This window comes from Streptomyces sp. NPDC006134, assembly GCF_040628835.1.
Classification (GTDB): domain Bacteria; phylum Actinomycetota; class Actinomycetes; order Streptomycetales; family Streptomycetaceae; genus Streptomyces.
In genome coordinates, this window is the sequence record NZ_JBEXTV010000096.1 from 1 (window position 1) to 17,125 (window position 17,125).

General features: G+C 72.4%; 15 protein-coding genes and 2 pseudogenes. 3 read left to right on the forward strand and 14 right to left on the reverse strand.

Annotated features, from left to right (window positions below; all coding sequences use genetic code 11):
• Positions 1 to 94: 94 nt before the first annotated feature.
• From ABZ340_RS34955 to ABZ340_RS34970, 4 genes are all read right to left on the reverse strand, one after another.
• Positions 95 to 1,843 carry an LCP family protein gene (locus tag ABZ340_RS34955; protein ID WP_358785921.1) on the reverse strand — a complete coding sequence of 583 codons (1,749 nt, stop codon included), beginning with the start codon at positions 1,841 to 1,843 and terminating at the stop codon, positions 95 to 97.
• Between the two features lie 16 nt (positions 1,844 to 1,859).
• Positions 1,860 to 2,558, reverse strand: a complete 699-nt coding sequence (gene nadD / locus ABZ340_RS34960; protein ID WP_358785922.1) for a nicotinate-nucleotide adenylyltransferase — start codon at positions 2,556 to 2,558, stop codon at positions 1,860 to 1,862.
• A 93-nt stretch (positions 2,559 to 2,651) separates the two neighbouring features.
• The gene (locus ABZ340_RS34965) at positions 2,652 to 2,816 is read right to left on the reverse strand and encodes a hypothetical protein (RefSeq protein ID WP_358785923.1); all 165 of its coding nucleotides are present in this window, start codon (positions 2,814 to 2,816) and stop codon (positions 2,652 to 2,654) included.
• A 163-nt stretch (positions 2,817 to 2,979) separates the two neighbouring features.
• Positions 2,980 to 3,141 carry a hypothetical protein gene (locus ABZ340_RS34970; protein ID WP_358785924.1) on the reverse strand — a complete coding sequence of 54 codons (162 nt, stop codon included), beginning with the start codon at positions 3,139 to 3,141 and terminating at the stop codon, positions 2,980 to 2,982.
• 127 nt (positions 3,142 to 3,268) lie between these two features.
• Here ABZ340_RS34970 and ABZ340_RS34975 point away from each other — a divergent pair, with 127 nt between their 5' ends.
• On the forward strand, positions 3,269 to 4,444 hold the full coding sequence (locus ABZ340_RS34975) for a M48 family metallopeptidase (protein WP_358785932.1): 1,176 nt from the start codon (positions 3,269 to 3,271) through the stop codon (positions 4,442 to 4,444).
• Positions 4,445 to 4,585: 141 nt separating this feature from the next.
• Here the strand turns inward: ABZ340_RS34975 and ABZ340_RS34980 are convergent, their stop codons facing one another.
• From ABZ340_RS34980 to galE, 6 genes are all read right to left on the reverse strand, one after another.
• On the reverse strand, positions 4,586 to 5,656 hold the full coding sequence (locus ABZ340_RS34980) for a hypothetical protein (protein ID WP_358785925.1): 1,071 nt from the start codon (positions 5,654 to 5,656) through the stop codon (positions 4,586 to 4,588).
• 88 nt (positions 5,657 to 5,744) lie between these two features.
• The gene (locus ABZ340_RS34985; RefSeq protein WP_358785926.1) at positions 5,745 to 6,347 is read right to left on the reverse strand and encodes a hypothetical protein; all 603 of its coding nucleotides are present in this window, start codon (positions 6,345 to 6,347) and stop codon (positions 5,745 to 5,747) included.
• A gap of 115 nt (positions 6,348 to 6,462) precedes the next feature.
• On the reverse strand, positions 6,463 to 7,749 hold the full coding sequence (locus ABZ340_RS34990) for a glutamate-5-semialdehyde dehydrogenase (protein WP_358785927.1): 1,287 nt from the start codon (positions 7,747 to 7,749) through the stop codon (positions 6,463 to 6,465).
• A 61-nt stretch (positions 7,750 to 7,810) separates the two neighbouring features.
• On the reverse strand, positions 7,811 to 8,269 hold the full coding sequence (locus tag ABZ340_RS34995) for a hypothetical protein (RefSeq protein ID WP_358785933.1): 459 nt from the start codon (positions 8,267 to 8,269) through the stop codon (positions 7,811 to 7,813).
• 172 nt (positions 8,270 to 8,441) lie between these two features.
• A complete protein-coding gene (gene proB / locus ABZ340_RS35000; RefSeq protein WP_358785928.1) occupies positions 8,442 to 9,548 on the reverse strand; it encodes a glutamate 5-kinase in 1,107 nt (368 codons plus the stop codon).
• 301 nt (positions 9,549 to 9,849) lie between these two features.
• Positions 9,850 to 10,821 (reverse strand): UDP-glucose 4-epimerase GalE, encoded by a 972-nt coding sequence (galE, locus tag ABZ340_RS35005; RefSeq protein ID WP_358785929.1) that lies wholly within the window; start codon positions 10,819 to 10,821, stop codon positions 9,850 to 9,852.
• A 329-nt stretch (positions 10,822 to 11,150) separates the two neighbouring features.
• Here galE and ABZ340_RS35010 point away from each other — a divergent pair, with 329 nt between their 5' ends.
• Positions 11,151 to 13,382 (forward strand): bifunctional glycosyltransferase family 2 protein/CDP-glycerol:glycerophosphate glycerophosphotransferase, encoded by a 2,232-nt coding sequence (locus ABZ340_RS35010; protein WP_358785930.1) that lies wholly within the window; start codon positions 11,151 to 11,153, stop codon positions 13,380 to 13,382.
• An 87-nt stretch (positions 13,383 to 13,469) separates the two neighbouring features.
• Positions 13,470 to 13,571 (forward strand): annotated as a pseudogene (locus ABZ340_RS35015) (glycosyltransferase); the annotation flags it as partial.
• 1,035 nt (positions 13,572 to 14,606) lie between these two features.
• Here ABZ340_RS35015 and obgE read toward each other — a convergent pair.
• From obgE to ABZ340_RS35035, 4 genes and pseudogenes are all read right to left on the reverse strand, one after another.
• A complete protein-coding gene (obgE, locus tag ABZ340_RS35020) occupies positions 14,607 to 16,043 on the reverse strand; it encodes a GTPase ObgE (protein WP_358785931.1) in 1,437 nt (478 codons plus the stop codon).
• Between the two features lie 144 nt (positions 16,044 to 16,187).
• On the reverse strand, positions 16,188 to 16,442 hold the full coding sequence (gene rpmA / locus ABZ340_RS35025) for a 50S ribosomal protein L27 (RefSeq protein ID WP_010041940.1): 255 nt from the start codon (positions 16,440 to 16,442) through the stop codon (positions 16,188 to 16,190).
• A 14-nt stretch (positions 16,443 to 16,456) separates the two neighbouring features.
• On the reverse strand, positions 16,457 to 16,777 hold the full coding sequence (gene rplU, locus ABZ340_RS35030; RefSeq protein WP_164391257.1) for a 50S ribosomal protein L21: 321 nt from the start codon (positions 16,775 to 16,777) through the stop codon (positions 16,457 to 16,459).
• Between the two features lie 240 nt (positions 16,778 to 17,017).
• Positions 17,018 to 17,125: pseudogene (locus ABZ340_RS35035) on the reverse strand (phosphocholine cytidylyltransferase family protein); the annotation flags it as partial.

The following is a 17,125-nucleotide window of genomic DNA, read 5'->3' on the forward strand; positions in this document are numbered from 1 at the left end:
TTTGGTTTACGGGTGGCTGATGTCGTCCCGGGGGCGCGGCGGGTCTCCGGGGGGCCCCCGCCCCCCCCCCGGGGCCGTGGTGTGCCCGGCGTCCCTACGACGACGGCTCGTAGTCCTGGCCGAGGAGGACCGCGACGTCCGCGGTCGAGGAAACCTTCCCCTGGGTGACGGCGCCGGCCGGAAGGCCCAGGGTCTTGGCGACCTCGGTGGCGTTCTCCTTGTCGGCGGCGTCCGCGTAGAGCACCCGGGACGTCGGCCGGGCGGACGCCGTGCCGCCCTCCAGGAAGGTGAAGCCGCCGTTGAGAAGCGCGACGCGGGCCTTGTCGGTGTCGTCCCGCGTCCCGCCGGCGTTCTGCACCAGGACGCGCACGGCGGAGTCCCGGTCGGGGCTCTTGGCGGTGCCGCCCAGGATGTCCTTGACGACGCTGTCGCTCGCCTCGGCGTCGAGCGTGCCGTCCGGCTGGACCGGCAGCAGCGCCGTCTTGCAGTCGCCGCCCTTGGCGAGGTCGGCCAGCCCGGCGAGGAAGGTGCCGAGCTCCTTGTCGGTGAGCGGCGGGTCCAGGATCTGCGCCAGCGTCTGGATGGTGGTGGTCGCGGCCTGCGGGTCGGAGGGCAGCTTGCGCAGCACGCCCTGCATGACCTGCCCGAACCGCTCCAGCTGGGCGTTCGGGGACTCCTCGGGGGCGCGGTAGGTGGCGTAGGCGACCGCCATCTTCCCGCTCAGGGTCTGGTTCTCGCCCTTGTGGACCAGCGGCGCCGCGTCCTTCTTCTTGGAGTCCGGGTCGGGCACGTCGGTGTCGGTGTCGACGTCGATGTTGCCGACCAGGTCGACGAGGTTCTGGAGGTAGGGGGTGTCCAGCCGCCAGGTGCCCTGGATGGAGGTGCCGAGGACCGAGTCCAGCGCGTCCTGGGTGCCGTCGGCGCCGGCGTCCTCGACGGACTTGGCGAGCGTGGTGGTGGTGCCGTCGTCGCCGGTCAGCGTGAGGGAGTTGGGCAGCAGGACGGTGGTGCCCCGCCGGGTGGTGGCGTTGTCGACGAGCAGCGCCGTGGTGGTGCCGCCGTTCCTGGTGTCGTGCAGGTGGACGACGATCACGTCGCGCTTCTGGGCGCCCGCCGCCGTCGTACCGCCCGTCTCCGCGTCGGAGGACGACAGCCCGGGGAGCTTCCCCGCGTACCAGAGCCAGCCGACCCCGCCGACCGCGCACAGCGCCAGGACGACGGCCAGCGCGATCACACGCGCGCGTGCGCGGCGGCGGGCCTCCTCGCGGCGCTCGGTGCGGTTCTCGGTGAACTTCAGCCAGTCGATGACGTCCTCGGAGTCGCCGTCCGGCTCCTCGACGAAGGCGAACTGCTCGGTGCGGTACTCCGGTTCGGCCCCTGCGGCTTCGGCTCCTGCGACATCGGCCCTCGCGGCGGGTTCCGGCTCGTCGGGCGGGCCGGCCTGCTGGGGGATGTAGGCGGCCTGCTCGGCGACGCGCGCCTGCGGCCCGCCGGCCGCGGCCTGCCCGTACGGGTCGTACGGGTCGTACGGGTCGTACGCTCCGTGCGGCTGCCCGCTCCCGCCGTCCTGGTGGGCGCCGGAGGCGTAGGAGCCGTAAGGGTCGTGGCCGGTGTCCAGGGCCTGGGTGCCGTAGGACGGGGCGGCCTGCTGCGCACCCGTGGTGTACGGATCGTAGGCGTATCCCTGCTGGTCGTGCTGCCCGTACGGGTCGTACGGGTCGTACGGCTGCTGGTGCGCGTGCTGCTGCACCGGGGCCTGGCGGTACACGGGCTGGCCGTACTCGTCGTAGCCGACGAGCTCGTACGCAGCGCCCCCGTACCCCGCGTCGTATCGGTCGTTCACCGGTGCCCCTCTCGGCTCAGTCGCCGTGGTACAGCTGGCGCTTGTCGATGTAGCGCACGACTCCGTCGGGCACCAGGTACCAGACGGGGTCGCCCTTGGCGACTCTCGCACGGCAGTCCGTGGAGGAGATGGCGAGAGCGGGGACCTCGACGAGGGAGACGCCGCCCTCGGGGAGGCCCGGGTCGGTCAGGTGGTGGCCGGGCCGGGTGACGCCGACGAAGTGCGCCAGGGAGAACAGTTCCTCGCTGTTGTGCCAGGTCAGGATCTGTGCCAGCGCGTCGGCACCGGTGATGAAGAACAGGTCCGTGTCCGGGTTGAGGGCGCGCAGGTCACGCAGGGTGTCCACGGTGTAGGTGGGACCGCCGCGGTCGATGTCGATGCGGCTCACCGAGAACTGCGGGTTCTCGGCGGTCGCGATGACCGTCATCAGATAGCGGTCCTCGGCCGCGGAGACCTTGCGGTGGCTCTTCTGCCACGGCTGGCCGGTGGGGACGAACACCACTTCGTCGAGGTGGAACCGCGCGGCGACCTCGCTCGCCGCCACCAGGTGTCCGTGGTGGATCGGGTCGAAAGTGCCGCCCATGACGCCGAGGCGGCGCTTGCCCGTGTGCACCGGGCCGTTGCCGGGGCCGGCGGCACGGCCGGGAGCGGGGCGCTCCTGTGCGCCGCTCGCCGTGTCGTTCGCCGGACCGGTAGGCATGTCCTGCTCTCCCATGCGAGCAGACCCTACCGGCCCGGTCCGGGGGCTTCGGCCGCCCCCGGGCTCCACAGCCTCCGGCGGCCGGGCGCGACGCCTCCGGAGTGCCGTCTAGCGGTCGCGGTTGAAGCGCGTGGTGACCCACAGCAGGAGCATCAGGATGACGAAGGCGGCGCCGCCGGTGAGGTAGGGGCTGAGGCTCTCGTGGTTGCCGCCGTGCTCCTGGCCCTCGGCGGCGAGGGTGACCAGCTGGGCAGCGGTGCTGTGGAAGCTCATCTTCGGCAGGACCTATCAGGTGTGGGCGGGATAAAGACGTCGGCTCATCGTATGCGGGAGCCGTGCGGGCGATCACGCCGACTCCGCCGTTGGGGACGTCCGTCCGCTCCGGGGACACCGGTGCCTTCGCCGTCCGCCCCGCCCGGGGAACCTTCCGGTCGCCTCAGTCGTCCTTCCGCTTGTACCCCCGCAGCAGGAACCACGCGGTCAGCACACAGCCCAGCACCATCACGACCAGGACGACCCGGAGCAGGTTTCCCGGCCCTTGCTGCTCGGCGGCGCGCGCGGCCTCGGCGAGCCAGGCGGTACGGGGGACGTGCTCCATGGTGCGGCCTCTCCTTCGCTGTACTGCCCGTCCACGGTATCTCCGCCTAGGCTGGGCTCTGCTTCGGGGGCACAAAAGGCCGCACAAGGGTCCGTAAAGGACCCCACACACACGCATGGGGGAAGACATGTCCGACGGCCAGCAGCACACCGGGCACGAGAGCGTGCCGAGCCGGCAGCGCCGGCGCTTCCCGGAGATCTCCTCGCGTGCGTACGAGCATCCGGCCGACCGCAGCGCCCTGGTGGCGCTGCGCAAGCTGAGCGGCTTCGACACGGTCTTCAAGGCCCTCAGCGGCCTGCTGCCCGAGCGGAGCCTGAGGCTGCTGTTCCTGTCCGACTCCGTGCGCGTCTCGGACCGGCAGTTCCCCCACCTGAACGACATGCTGCGCGACGCCTGCTACATCCTGGACCTGGAGAAGGTCCCGCCGATGTACGTCACCCAGGACCCGAAGCCGAACGCGATGTGCGTCGGCCTGGACGAGCCGATCATCGTCGTCACCACCGGCCTGGTGGAGCTGCTCGACGAGGAGGAGATGCGGGCGGTCGTCGGCCACGAGGTCGGGCACGCGCTGTCCGGGCACGCGGTCTACCGGACCGTGCTGCTCTTCCTCACCAGCCTCGCGGTCCGGGTGGCCTGGATCCCGCTCGGCAACGTCGCGATCATGGCGATCGTGACCGCGCTGCGCGAGTGGTTCCGCAAGTCGGAGCTGTCTGCCGACCGCGCGGGGCTCCTGGCCGGCCAGGACCTGCACGCCTCCATGCGCGGCCTGATGAAGATCGCGGGCGGCAACCACCTGCACGAGATGAACGTCGACGCGTTCCTGGAGCAGGCCGACGAGTACGAGGCCGGGGGCGACCTGCGCGACTCCGTCCTGAAGATCCTGAACGTGCTGCCGCGCTCCCACCCGTTCACCACCGTGCGAGCCGCCGAGCTGAAGAAGTGGGCCGCCTCCCGCGACTACCAGCGGCTCATGGACGGCCATTACCCGCGGCGCGGCGAGGACCGGGACACCTCCGTCCGGGACTCCTTCCGGGAGTCGGCGTCCAGCTACGCCACGCACGTGCGCAGCTCCAAGGACCCGCTGATGAAGCTGGTGAACGACCTCGCGGGCGGCGCCGGGGACCTCGGCGAGCGGGTGCGGCGCGGCTTCGGCGGCTTCACGGGCACCCAGCCGCGGTCGCCGAAGTCCTCCGGCGGGCCGGAGAAGAGCTCGGGACCGACGGGCCCGGAGGACTCCGCGGGCCCGGAGGGCTCCGGCGGCGGCGAGACGCCGGGCGGCCGGCCGCCGCGCGACGGGGACTGACCACCGGACCGGCCCCCCGGCCCGCCGCCCGAGATCACGCACCCCGGGACCGCACACACCGGGATCGGTCGCGCATGCCGAGAGCACACCCGCCGGGACCGATCACGCACGCCTCGGCGCGCACCCCCGCGTCACACCGCGTCACACCCTCGGCTGCGCGCTCGCCGCCAGCGTCCCGCACAGGGCCGTGGCGCCGTCCGTGACGTACGGGTCGGTGCCGGCCGGGGCGCCCGCCTCGGCGGTCTGGCCGGCGAGCAGCGGACGCAGGTGGTCCGCCGACTTCTCGGCGCAGGACAGCGGACCGGCCTGGACGGAGGAGACGACGAGCCGGGCCTGGCGCAGGCGCAGGTCGTCCCGGTCGAAGCGGAAGCGCAGTTCGCGCCGGACGGTGAACAGGGACGCCTCGGCCCGGTCCTTCCCGGCGGGCCGCAGCGCGTAGACGAAGACGTGGTCGGCGGTGACCTCCAGGGTGGCGGAGTCGGTCTCGGCGACCCCCAGGGTGCCGTGCGCCCGGACCCCGGGGTCGGCGAGCGCGGCACGGGAGGGGTCGAAGCGCACCAGCCATCCGGTGGGCGCGTGCCGGCCGTCGGCGGCGGGGCTGCGGAAGCTCTTGTCGAACTGGTCCAGCTGGTCGGGGTCGAGCAGGACCCGCACGGAGCGCACCTGCCGGCCGCCGAGCACCTCCGGGTCGAGCGCGGAGCGGACGATGTACTCCTTCGCGGTGGTCAGGGCGGTGCGGACCTGGTCGTCGGAGAAGTGCGCGGTGCGCTCGACCGGCGGGAGCGGGACGCCCGCGGCACCGGTGCGGAACCCCGCGGCGGGACTGTGCGCGAACAGGCGGGCGGGATCGGCGGTGCCGGGCACCCGGCCCTGCGGGACGAGCGGGACGACGGTCGTGCGCAGCGGCTCGGCGGGCTCCCGGGCGGCGGGCGCCTGGTACGGCTGCCGCAGGCCCATGTAGATCGCGGTGCCGAAGGCGAGGGCGATCAGCACGACGAGGACGAGCGCCTGCCGGGGCAGTCCGGCCCGGCGCAGCGGTGGGCGGCGGCGCACGGCGGGCGCGTGGTCGGTCATGCGCTCCTGGGCGGAGTACTCCTGGAGGCGGGCAGCGCGGACGAACGACTCGTCGAAGACGACGGAGCGGTACTCGTCCTCGCCTCCTGAGGGGACGCCCTCGGGTGTTCCCTCAGGCGGGTCTCCAGGCCCTCCCATACCTTCAGAGTAGGTCGGCGCGAGCCCCGGTAAACGCCCCGTGCGCGCCCGGTCCGGCCGGTCCCGCGTCAGGTCGCCGCGGTGGCCCTCAGGGGCTGCGCGGGATCACCGGGACGGCCGGCTGGGAGTAGTCCGCGGAGGCCGAGGGGGACGCCGGGCCGCCCTGCTCCGGGCGGGTGGAGACCGGCGACGGGACCTGCTCCCGGCCGCCTCCCGAGGACGCGCCCCGGTAGACGGCCGTGAAGGCCAGCGCGACCATGCCGACGCCCATCACGAGGGCGAGCACCCAGGCGACGGGGCGGTGCCAGCGGACCTGCTTGCCATACGTCCCCGGATGGCCGTAGGGGCCGTCCGGGGCGTCGGTGTCGTCGTCCAGGGTGTCGAGGCCGGGATCGGGGCCGAAGCCGCCGTACCCGTCGTCGTACCGCTCGCTCCTGGGCCGGCTCCGGCGGGCCTCCGTCTCGGAGGCCTCGGCTCTGGCCTGGGCGGCGGCCAGGAGACGTTCGACGGCGGTCGGCTCGTGCACCACGGCCGCCCGTACGAACGCCTCGTCGAAGACCACGGAGGCGAACTCTTCGTCCGGCGCTCCGCGGTCGTGGTCGCTGTCGGGCTCCCAGCCGTCCCAGCCGTCAGGGAACGGCGTGCCCCCCACGTCCTCCGGCACGGATCCAGAGTAGACCTGAGGGGTCAATTTGGGCAGACGGTATGGAAATTCGTCCGGAGGGCGAGACGGTGCTTCCCCGGCGCGCGCCCGGCCGGCGGGCGCCTGCCGGGCGCATATGCGCCGTTGTCGGTGTGTGCGGCGCTCAGCGCCGGACGTGCCCGTCGCCGGTGACGATGTACTTGGTGCTGGTCAGCTCCGGCAGCCCCATCGGGCCCCGGGCGTGCAGCTTCTGCGTGGAGATGCCGATCTCGGCGCCGAAGCCGAACTGGCCGCCGTCGGTGAAGCGGGTGGAGGCGTTGACCGCGACCGTCGTGGAGTCGACCAGCTGGGTGAAGCGGCGGGCGGCCTGCTGGGAGGTGGTGACGATGGCCTCGGTGTGCCCGGAGGTCCACAGCCGGATGTGCTCGACGGCCTTGTCGAGGGAGTCGACGACCGCGGCGGCGATGTCGTACGACAGGTACTCCGTCTCCCAGTCCTCCGCCGTGGCCTCGACCACCGTCGCCCGGGAGTCCTTGGCGTAGGCCATCACGCGCTCGTCGGCGTGGACGGTGACCCCGGCGTCGGCGAGGGCGTCCAGGGCGCGGGGCAGGAACGCGGCGGCGATGTCCTGGTGGACGAGGAGCGTCTCGGCGGCGTTGCAGACGCTGACGCGCTGCGCCTTGGAGTTGACCAGGATCTCGACCGCCATGTCGAGGTCGGCGGCGGCGTCGACGTAGACGTGGCAGTTGCCGGTGCCGGTCTCGATGACGGGGACGACGGACTCCTGGACGACGGTGTTGATCAGCGAGGCGCCGCCGCGCGGGATGAGCACGTCGACCAGGCCGCGGGCGCGCATCAGCTCGCGGACGCTCTCGCGGCTCTCGCCGGGGACGAGCTGCACGGCGTCGGCGGGCAGGCCGGCCCCGCCGACGGCGTCGCGCAGGACCCGGACGAGCGCGGTGTTGGACCGGTACGCCGAGGAGGAGCCGCGCAGCAGGACCGCGTTGCCGGACTTCAGGCACAGGGCGGCGGCGTCGACCGTGACGTTGGGCCGGCCCTCGTAGACGATCCCGACCACGCCGAGCGGGACGCGGACCTGGCGCAGGTCGATGCCGTTGGGGAGGGTGTTGCCGCGGACGACCTCGCCGACCGGGTCGGGCAGCGCGACGACGTCCCGCACGTCGGCGGCGATGGCCCGCACCCGCTCCGGGGTCAGGGTGAGCCGGTCGATGACGGCCTCGCTGGTGCCGGCCTCGTGGGCCTTGGCCACGTCCTGGGCGTTGGCCTCGACGATCTCGCTCGTGCGGACCTCCAGCGCGTCCGCGATGGCGAGCAGCGCGTCGTCCTTCACGGCCCGCGGCAGCGGGGCGAGATCGGCGGCGGCGGCCTTGGCACGGTAGGCGGCCTGGGTGACCGGGGTCATCGAGTCGTACGGCGAGAGCGTGGTCATGGGGGAAGCGTAGTGCGCGCGCCGGGCCCGGCCGGCGGCCGTCCCACAGCGCGAGACGGGCTCAAAAGGGGTGAACCCCGACCGGGGTCGCCGGTGCCGGTCCGTATCCCGCGGCGACGCGCTGGTGGTAGGTCGCGCGGTCGATGACCTCCAGGCCGACGATCTCCCAGGGCGGCAGGCCCGCACTCTGGCGGTGCTCGCCCCACAGGCGCAGCGCGACGGCGGCGGCGTCGTGCAGGTCGCGCGCCTCCTCCCAGTAGCGGATCTCGGCGTGGTCGTCGGCGTAGCGGCTGGTCAGCAGGAAGGGGTGGTCGTGGGCGAGCTGCTCCAGGGCGCGCCGCACCTCCGGCAGCGGGGCGCGTGCGCCGGAGACGCTCAGGGTGACGTGCCACAGGCGCGGGAGGTCCGCCGGTTCCCCGCCCTCGAACCGGTCCCCCGCCGCCACGCTCGTCAGGGCGCGCTCCTCGCCGGCCGCGCGGGAGCCGGCACCACCGCGGGACGCCGCCGTCCCCGGGCGCACTCGTCTCACGACGGCCTCCTTCGTGCACAGGTCGACCCGCGGGTCGCGCGGACTGGTCCGGGCGGGGCGACGTCGTGCGGTCCCGCCCCCTGGACAAAGTTGAGCAGGCCGCACGGGCTCGTGGGGCGGTTTTGCGGAACGTACACCACCGGTGCGGGGATGTTTCGGCCCATTACGGGTGCAGGATGACCAGATCGTCCCTGTGTACGACCTCGCGTTCGTACGCCGGTCCGAGCTCCCGGGCCAGCTCCCGCGTCGAGCGGCCGAGCAGCCGGGGGATCTCCTTGGCGTCGAAGTTGACCAGCCCGCGCGCCACCGCGCGCCCCTCGCCGTCCCGCAGCTCGACGGGGTCCCCGGCGCTGAACTCGCCCTCGACGGCGGCGATCCCGGCCGGCAGCAGCGAGGTGCGGCGCTCGACGACCGCGCGCACCGCCCCGTCGTCGAGGGTGAGCGCCCCCTGCGGGGTGGAGGCGTGCTGGAGCCACAGCAGCCGGTCGGCGGACCGCTTGCCGGTGGGGTGGAAGTAGGTGCCGGTGTCCTGGCCGGTCAGGGCGTCGGCGGCGTGGACGGCGCTGGTGAGCACCACGGGGATGCCGGCGGCGGCGGCGATGCGGGCCGCCTCGACCTTGGTGACCATGCCGCCGGTGCCCACCCCGGCCTTGCCGGCGCTGCCGATCTCGACGTGCGCGAGGTCCCGGGGCCCGCGCACCTCGGCGATCCGCGAGGTGCCCGGCCTGGCGGGGTCGCCGTCGTAGACGCCGTCGACGTCGGAGAGGAGCACCAGCAGGTCGGCGTGGACCAGGTGGGCGACGAGGGCGGCGAGGCGGTCGTTGTCGCCGAAGCGGATCTCGTCGGTGGCGACGGTGTCGTTCTCGTTGACGACCGGGAAGGCGCCCATGGCGAGGAGCTTGTCCAGGGTGCGCGAGGCGTTGCGGTGGTGGGCGCGGCGGCTCATGTCGTCGCTGGTGAGCAGCACCTGGCCGACGCGGACGCCGTAGCGGGCGAAGGAGGCGGTGTAGCGGGCCACGAGCAGGCCCTGGCCGACGCTGGCGGCGGCCTGCTGGCGGGCGAGGTCGCGCGGGCGGCGGCGCAGGCCCAGCGGGGCGAGGCCGGCGGCGATGGCGCCGGAGGAGACCAGCACGATCTCCCTCTCGCCCCCGCCGCGCACCTTCGCCAGCACGTCGACGAGTGCGTCGACCCGGTCGGCGTCGAGCCCGCCCTCGGCGGTGGTCAGCGACGAGGAGCCGACCTTGACGACGATCCTGCGGGCCTCGTTCACGGCTTGCCTTGCCCCTGCCACCTGTGGTTCTTCCCCTCGTTCGCGGTCCGGCTGCCCGCCCCGCAATCTACGCGAGGCGGGCGCCGGGCCGCGCGTCCGTTCCGGTGGCCGGACGGCCGGCGGCGGGCCGTCTGCTCAGAGGCCCGACCAGAAAGGGGAGTCCGATCGGCTCGCGGCGTCCGGTGCGTGCGAGCGCAAGGAGCCAAAGCGCCCTCGTGGCGGAGCCACGTGGGCGTTTCGGCAACGCGGCGAGCGTGCGTGCCGGACGCCGCGAGCCGGGCGCCCCTTCTGTTCGGGGCTCTCAGCCGTGCAGGTGCCGCCAGCCCCGCCAGGCCGACTGGATCATGTCGTCCAGGCCGTACCGCGCGGTCCAGTCCAGCTCGCGCCGGATGCGGTCGGCGGACGCCACCACGCGGGCCGGGTCGCCGGGCCTGCGGTCCGCGACCACCGGCGCGAGGTGCTCGTTGCCGGTGATCTTGAGGATGCGGTCGACCATCTCGCGCACGGAGCTGCCCTCGCCGCGCCCGATGTTGAGGACGAGGGAGGTGCCGGCCTCGGCCTCGCCCAGACGCCGGGCCGCCGCGAGGTGGGCGGAGGCGATGTCCTCGACGTGAATGTAGTCGCGGACGCAGGTGCCGTCCGGTGTGGCGTAGTCGTCGCCGAAGACGCGGGGGGCCTCGCCGGCCTCCAGGCGCTCGAAGACCATGGGGATGAGGTTGAAGACGCCGGCGTCGGCCAGCGCGGGCTCGGCGGCGCCCGCCACGTTGAAGTAGCGCAGGGAGGCGGCGCGGATGCCGTGCGCCCGGGCGGCGGCGGCGATCAGCCACTCGCCGACCAGCTTGGTCTCGCCGTACGGGCTCATCGGCGCGCAGGGGGTGTCCTCCGTGACGAGGTCCACGTCCGGCATGCCGTAGACCGCGGCGGAGGAGGAGAACACGAGCTTGCCGACGCCCGCGTCCGTCATGGCCTCCAGGAGGGTCTGCAGGCCGGTGACGTTCTCCCGGTAGTAGTGGAGCGGACGCTCGACGGACTCGCCGACCTGCTTCTTGGCCGCGATGTGCACCACGCCTGTCACAGCATGGTCACGAATCGTCCGGGCGAGCAGGGGCGCGTCCAGCACACTGCCGACGACCAGCGGCACTCCCTCGGGCACCCGCTCGGTGCTGCCGGTGGACAGGTCGTCGTAGACGACGACGCGTTCACCGCCCGCCGTCATCGCGCGCACCACATGCGCGCCGATGTATCCGGCTCCGCCCGTGACCAACCAGCTCATCCTCGTGCCTCCCGGGTCGTTGTCACTGGGTGCAGACTCGTCCGTGGGCCTGGGAAAATCGAGTCGGACACAACAGGCATAAGGGAATAAATGCCCTTATGCCTGCTCCAGCGCGAGCAAGTTCCGCAGTCGCCCCGGAGCGGCCCGCCCGGCCCCCTTTTCCGGATCCTCCGGCACCTCCGGGCCCTTGATGCCTCCGCTGCCTCATTCACGGAAACTTCATGTGAATCCTTTACGCTGACGCGGCGGCGCGCTCCAGGTCCCGTACCCAAAACACATTCCGGCCCCAGTCCGCGCCCCGTGGTCAGTTCTCGGAACAGGTTGCAAGGATGCCCAAACTCTCTCTCGTCGTCCCCGTGTACAAGGTGCAGGGCTACCTGCCCGAGTGCCTTGACTCCGTGCTCGGCCAGGACTACACGGACTTCGAGGTCATCGCGGTCGACGACTGTTCGCCGGACGGATCGGGGGCCATTCTCGACGAGTACGCGCGGCGCGACGCGCGGATTCATGTGATTCACCTCACGGAAAACGTCGGCCTGGGGCGCGCGCGGAATGCGGGACTGGAAAAGGCGCAGGGTGAATACGTGCTGTTCCTGGATAGCGACGACACGCTGTCCGACGGGGCCCTGAGGGCGATATCCGAGCGCCTGGAAGCCACCTCGGATCCCGAGATACTCGTCTTCGATTACGCCCGCACCTACTGGGACGGCAAGGTCCGCCCCAACCAGCGCGCGGACCTGCTCCGGCAGGACGGGCCGGACGTCTTCACCCTCGCCGAGCGACCGCAGCTGCTCGACCTGCTCCAGATCGTCTGGAACAAGGCCTACCGCCGCGACTTCATCGACCGCACCGGCCTCACCTTCCCGCCCGGGTACTACGAGGACGCCCCCTGGACGTTCTGCTCGCTGATCAGCGCCGAGCGGATCGCCCTGCTGGACCGGGTGTGCGTGCTGTACCGGCAGCGCCGCGAGGGCGGCAACATCCTCAAGACGGTCAGCCGCAAGCACTTCGACGTCTTCGACCAGTACCGCCGCGTCTTCGAGTTCCTCGACGCGCACGAGGAGCTCGACCGGTGGCGCGGACCGCTGTTCCGCAAGATGGTCGACCACTACCTGACCGTGCTGGAGCGCCCGGGCCGCCTGCCGCAGAAGGCCCGCGCGGAGTTCTTCCACCGCGCCTCCGCCGACTACCGCGCCCGCCTGCCCCAGGGCTTCCAGCGCCCGCCGGGCGGCCGCGGCCACAAGTACGCCCTGCTGGAGCGCGACGCGTACGCGGTCATGGTGAGCGCCTCCACCGCGATGAAGCTGCGCCAGACGGTCAAGAAGCGCACCCGCGACGCGCTCAACCGCTCCAAGCGCAGCGTGATGGGCGTCCACTACCAGTCGCAGCTGCGGCTGCCGCTGGACGAGAACCTGGTGCTGTTCTCCGCCTACTGGAGCCGCAGCGTCGCGTGCAACCCCGCGGCCATCGACGCCGAACTGGCCCGGCTGGCCCCGCACCTGCGCCGCGTGTGGGCCATCCGGCCGGACGCGGTGGACCGGGTGCCCAAGGGCGTGGAGTACGTCCGCGTCGGCTCGCGCGCGTACTGGACGGCCGTGGCGCGCGCCAAGTACCTCGTCAACAACGTGAACTTCCCCGATGCCGTGGTGAAGCGGGAGGGCCAGATCCACCTCCAGACCCACCACGGCACGCCGCTGAAGACGATGGGCCTGGACCAGCAGAAGTACCCGGCCTCCACCCGCATGGACTTCGCCAAGCTCATGGAGCGGTGCGACCGCTGGGACTACAGCATCAGCTCCAACCGCTTCTCCACCGCCGTCTGGGAGCGGGTCTACCCCTGCTCCTACGTCTCGCTGGAGACGGGCTACCCGCGCAACGACATCCTGGTCACCGCCGGCGCCGAGGAGGTGCGCCGGGCCCGGAAGGCCCTCGGGCTCGCCGACGGCGACAAGGCGTTCCTGTACATGCCGACCCACCGCGAGTACCAGCCCGGCTTCACCCCGAGCCTGGACCTGGCCCGGCTGGCCGACGAGCTCGGCCCCGACGTCACCCTGATGCTGCGCGGCCACTACTTCTACGGCAGCTCCCCGCACATCGCCGAACTGCGCCGCAGCGGCCGGATCGTCGACGTGTCCGGGCACCCGCGCGTGGAGGAGCTGTACCTCGCCGCCGACGCGCTGATCACCGACTACTCCTCGGCGATGTTCGACTACGCCGTCCTGGACCGTCCGATCATCGTCTACGCGCCCGACTGGGACATCTACTCGGTCGTGCGCGGCACCTACTTCGACCTCCTGGAGGAGCCGCCCGGCGCGGTGGCCACCTCGCAGGCCGAGCTGATCAGGCTGCTCGGGTCGGGTGACTACGACAGCCGGGACGCGGCCGGGCGCCGGGACGCCTTCCGCCGGCGCTTCTGCGAATTCGACGACGGGCACGCAGCCGAACGCGTGGTCCGGCGCGTCTTCCTCGGTGACAAGACCCCGCTGCCCTTCGTCCCGTTCGACGAACGCTCCCACGCCCCGACTCCCGCCCAGGCGCTCGGACCGGTCGAGCGGGCCTGACCCCCGAAAGGAGATCCACCAGGCCATGGCCCCTCGGCTCGGTGTCATCGTCCCGTCCACGACGCAGAGCGTTCTCTTCCGGCCTGCCTGGACTCGCCGGCCGCGCAGACCTTCCGCGACCTCGAGATCCTGACGGTCGACGACGGCTCCCCCGACGACTCGGCGGCCATCTCCGCCAGGTACGCGGCCCGCGACGAGCGGTTCACCCTGATCCGCAAGGAGAACACCGGCCTCGGCGCGGCCCGCAAGCGCACTCACACAGCGGAGTACCCCCGGCTCACAGCCGACCGCATCGCCTGCGACAAGGTCTTCCGGCGCACCTTCCGAAAGAAGCGCCGCTTCTCCTTCCCCGAGGGCATCCCCACGAGGACATCCCCGTCGTGCTGCCGGACGCGACCGCGGAGTGCCACGAGGCCTTCCTGGAGGCCGCCAACCGCTGCCCGGACACCATCGGCCCCAAGGCCGTCATGGTGCTGCCCACGGACCTGCGGGTCCGGTGGCTGCCGGCAGCGCGAGCACGCCATGTCCGAGCTGATCGCGCTGCCGGCCTCCCAGCGCCGCAAGGAGCCGGTCGAGGTCTCCGGCACCTTCCGCAAGTACGCCGGCTGCCGCACGCTGGAGGAGGCGGGCTTCGAACTGCCCAAGGCGGCCCTGCGCATCGGCGGCGGCCTGTCGCTGCGCGCCCCGCCGGCCTCCGTCACCTGGCAGGACGGCAAGCTCCACCTCGCGGGCAGCGCGTGCATCGACAAGACCGACCTGCCGTCCAAGCGGAGCAGCGTCAAGGTCGTCCGGCTCAAGCGGGACGGCTCCCGCCGCCGCATGTTCCCGCCGGCCAGGAACGTCCACCGCCCGGAGTGCACCACGGGCTCCGGCCAGCGCCGCTACCACTACGACTGGGCGGGCTGGGAGCTGGGGCCGGACCCCGCCAAGCTGCGCAAGGGCGGCACCTGGCGGGAAGGGCTGCGGCACGTCGGCATCAACGTGTACGCCTCCGGCCTGGTGCGCCGCAGCGGCATCTGGGCGCGCGGCGGCCCCGCACGTTGGACGGGGACGGGCCGCCCGACGTTGTCCACCGAACGGTCACGATCGGACACGTCGGCGGAGGACCGGCGCACATACCGCGCACCGGCACCGCACGCTGCCGCACGACACCGTCCGGGCCGGTCTCGCGGACGACAACCGCCGGCGCCCGGGAGGACGAACCTCTCAGAGCAACGAACCTCTCTAGAACGGCTCGAAGTCGTCGAACTCCCGCTGCGCCTCGTCCCGCTCGGCCTGCCGGTCCCGGCGCCGCTGTGCGGCCGGGCGGGGCGCCTCCAGACGGTGGTCCTCGCCACGCCGGCCGAGCATCTCGGCGCCGGCCATCACCGACGGCTCCCAGTCGAAGACGACCGCGTTCTCCTCGGGACCGATGGCGACACCGTCCCCGGAGCGGGCGCCCGCCTTCATCAGCTCCTCCTCGACGCCGAGGCGGTTGAGCCGGTCGGCGAGGTAGCCGACGGCCTCGTCGTTGTTGAAGTCGGTCTGCCGCACCCAGCGCTCCGGCTTCTCGCCGCGCACCCGGAACAGGCCGTCGTCCTCGCGCGTGACGGTGAAGCCCGCGTCGTCGACCGCCTTGGGCCGGATCACGATGCGCGTCGCCTCTTCCCTGGGCTTGGCGGCACGCGCGGCGGCCACCAGCTCGGCCAGCGCGAACGACAGCTCCTTCAGCCCGGTGTGCGCGACCGCCGACACCTCGAACACGCGGTATCCGCGCGCCTGGAGCTCCGGCCGCACCATCTCGGCGAGATCCTTGCCGTCCGGTACGTCGATCTTGTTCAGGACGACGATCCGCGGACGGTTGTCGAGGCCGCCGTACTGCCGCAGCTCCTCCTCGATGACGTCGAGGTCGGAGACGGGGTCGCGGTCGGACTCCAGCGTGGCCGTGTCCAGCACGTGCACCAGCACGCTGCACCGCTCCACGTGCCGCAGGAACTCCAGTCCCAGCCCTCTGCCCTGGCTGGCGCCGGGGATGAGGCCGGGGACGTCGGCGATCGTGTAGACGGTCGAGCCGGCCGTCACCACGCCCAGGTTGGGCACCAGGGTGGTGAAGGGGTAGTCGGCGATCTTCGGCTTGGCCGCGCTGAGGACGGAGATCAGCGACGACTTGCCCGCGCTCGGGTAGCCGACCAGCGCCACGTCGGCGACGGTCTTCAGCTCCAGCACGATCTCGCACACGTCACCGGGCTCGCCGAGCAGCGCGAAGCCGGGCGCCTTGCGCCGCGCGGAGGCCAGCGCCGCGTTGCCGAGGCCGCCCCGGCCGCCCTGCGCGGCGACGTAGGAGGTGCCGTGGCCGACCAGGTCGGCCAGGACGTTGCCCGCCTTGTCGAGGACCACGGTGCCGTCCGGCACCGGCAGGACCAGGTCCTGGCCGTCCTTGCCGGAGCGGTTGCCGCCCTCGCCGGGCTTGCCGTTGGTGGCCTTGCGGTGCGGGGAGTGGTGGTAGTCCAGCAGCGTGGTCACCGACTGGTCGACGGTGAGGATCACGTCGCCGCCACGGCCGCCGTTGCCGCCGTCCGGGCCGCCCAGCGGCTTGAACTTCTCACGGTGGACGGAGGCACAGCCGTGGCCTCCGTTACCCGCGGCGACGTGGAGTTCGACGCGGTCCACGAAGGTGGTCATGGTGGGGTGCCTCCTGGGGGTGCCCCGGCCGGGGCCGGGGAAGTACGGGGTTGTTCTCTGCTTTAACGCTTCAACGCTTTAACGCGCGAAAGGCGGACCCGCTTCCCGTCGGGGAAGTGAGGTCCGCCTCGCGAAAGTGTCCGATCAGGCGACCGGAACGATGTTCACGACCTTGCGGCCACGGTGGGTGCCGAACTGCACCGAACCGGCCTGCAGGGCGAACAGCGTGTCGTCGCCGCCACGGCCGACACCGGCGCCCGGGTGGAAGTGGGTGCCGCGCTGGCGGACCAGGATCTCACCCGCGTTGACGACCTGACCGCCGAAGCGCTTCACGCCGAGCCGCTGGGCGTTGGAGTCGCGACCGTTCCGGGTGGACGATGCGCCCTTCTTGTGTGCCATCTGTTCTCAGTCCCTTACTTCGCAGCCGTGGGGATCTCAGTGACCTTGATCGCCGTGTACTGCTGGCGGTGGCCCTGACGACGACGGTAGCCGGTCTTGTTCTTGTAGCGCAGAATGTCGATCTTCTGGCCCTTGTGGTGGTCCACGACCTCGGCCTGGACCTTGATGCCGGCCAGCACCCACGGGTCGCTGGTCACGGAGTCGCCGTCGACGAGCAGCAGGGTCGAGAGCTCGACCGTGTCGCCGACCTTGGCGGTGGAAATCTTGTCAACCTCGACGATGTCGCCGACAGCAACCTTGTGCTGCCGACCACCGCTGCGCACGATCGCGTACACGCGGAACTCACTCTCTACGCTCGGGGAACGGCACCCCCGCAGGCCAGCCGCCCGGATTGACGGACGGCCTCTCCCGGCCAGCCCTGTGTCCGGGAGGAAGAGGTTTACGGGGATGTGGCGTGTCAGTGGACACGCCGACGGTCAAGGTTACGGGGCCCTGCCCACAGGGGTCAAACCGGGCCCCTTCGGCCCGGCCGGCGACCGGCGGGAGGGCGGGCCGGGCGGGCCGGACGGGCCGGGTCAGTACCGGCAGGCGATCTCCCGGCCCTTGGCGAGATCGTCGTGGTTGTCGATCTCGACCCACCGCACGTCGCCGATCGGCGCCACGTCGACCTGGAAACCGCGGTC

What these genes read in the sequence shown, in the direction of transcription:
- nadD (WP_358785922.1), bottom strand. Translation starts at nt 2,558, where the DNA reads ATGGGAGAGCAGGACATGCCTACCGGTCCGGCGAACGACACGGCGAGC.
- ABZ340_RS34965 (WP_358785923.1), bottom strand. Translation starts at nt 2,816, where the DNA reads ATGAGCTTCCACAGCACCGCTGCCCAGCTGGTCACCCTCGCCGCCGAG.
- ABZ340_RS34970 (WP_358785924.1), bottom strand. Translation starts at nt 3,141, where the DNA reads ATGGAGCACGTCCCCCGTACCGCCTGGCTCGCCGAGGCCGCGCGCGCC.
- ABZ340_RS34975 (WP_358785932.1), top strand. Translation starts at nt 3,269, where the DNA reads ATGTCCGACGGCCAGCAGCACACCGGGCACGAGAGCGTGCCGAGCCGG.
- ABZ340_RS34980 (WP_358785925.1), bottom strand. Translation starts at nt 5,656, where the DNA reads ATGGGAGGGCCTGGAGACCCGCCTGAGGGAACACCCGAGGGCGTCCCC.
- ABZ340_RS34990 (WP_358785927.1), bottom strand. Translation starts at nt 7,749, where the DNA reads ATGACCACGCTCTCGCCGTACGACTCGATGACCCCGGTCACCCAGGCC.
- galE (WP_358785929.1), bottom strand. Translation starts at nt 10,821, where the DNA reads ATGAGCTGGTTGGTCACGGGCGGAGCCGGATACATCGGCGCGCATGTG.
- ABZ340_RS35010 (WP_358785930.1), top strand. Translation starts at nt 11,151, where the DNA reads ATGCCCAAACTCTCTCTCGTCGTCCCCGTGTACAAGGTGCAGGGCTAC.
- obgE (WP_358785931.1), bottom strand. Translation starts at nt 16,043, where the DNA reads ATGACCACCTTCGTGGACCGCGTCGAACTCCACGTCGCCGCGGGTAAC.
- rpmA (WP_010041940.1), bottom strand. Translation starts at nt 16,442, where the DNA reads ATGGCACACAAGAAGGGCGCATCGTCCACCCGGAACGGTCGCGACTCC.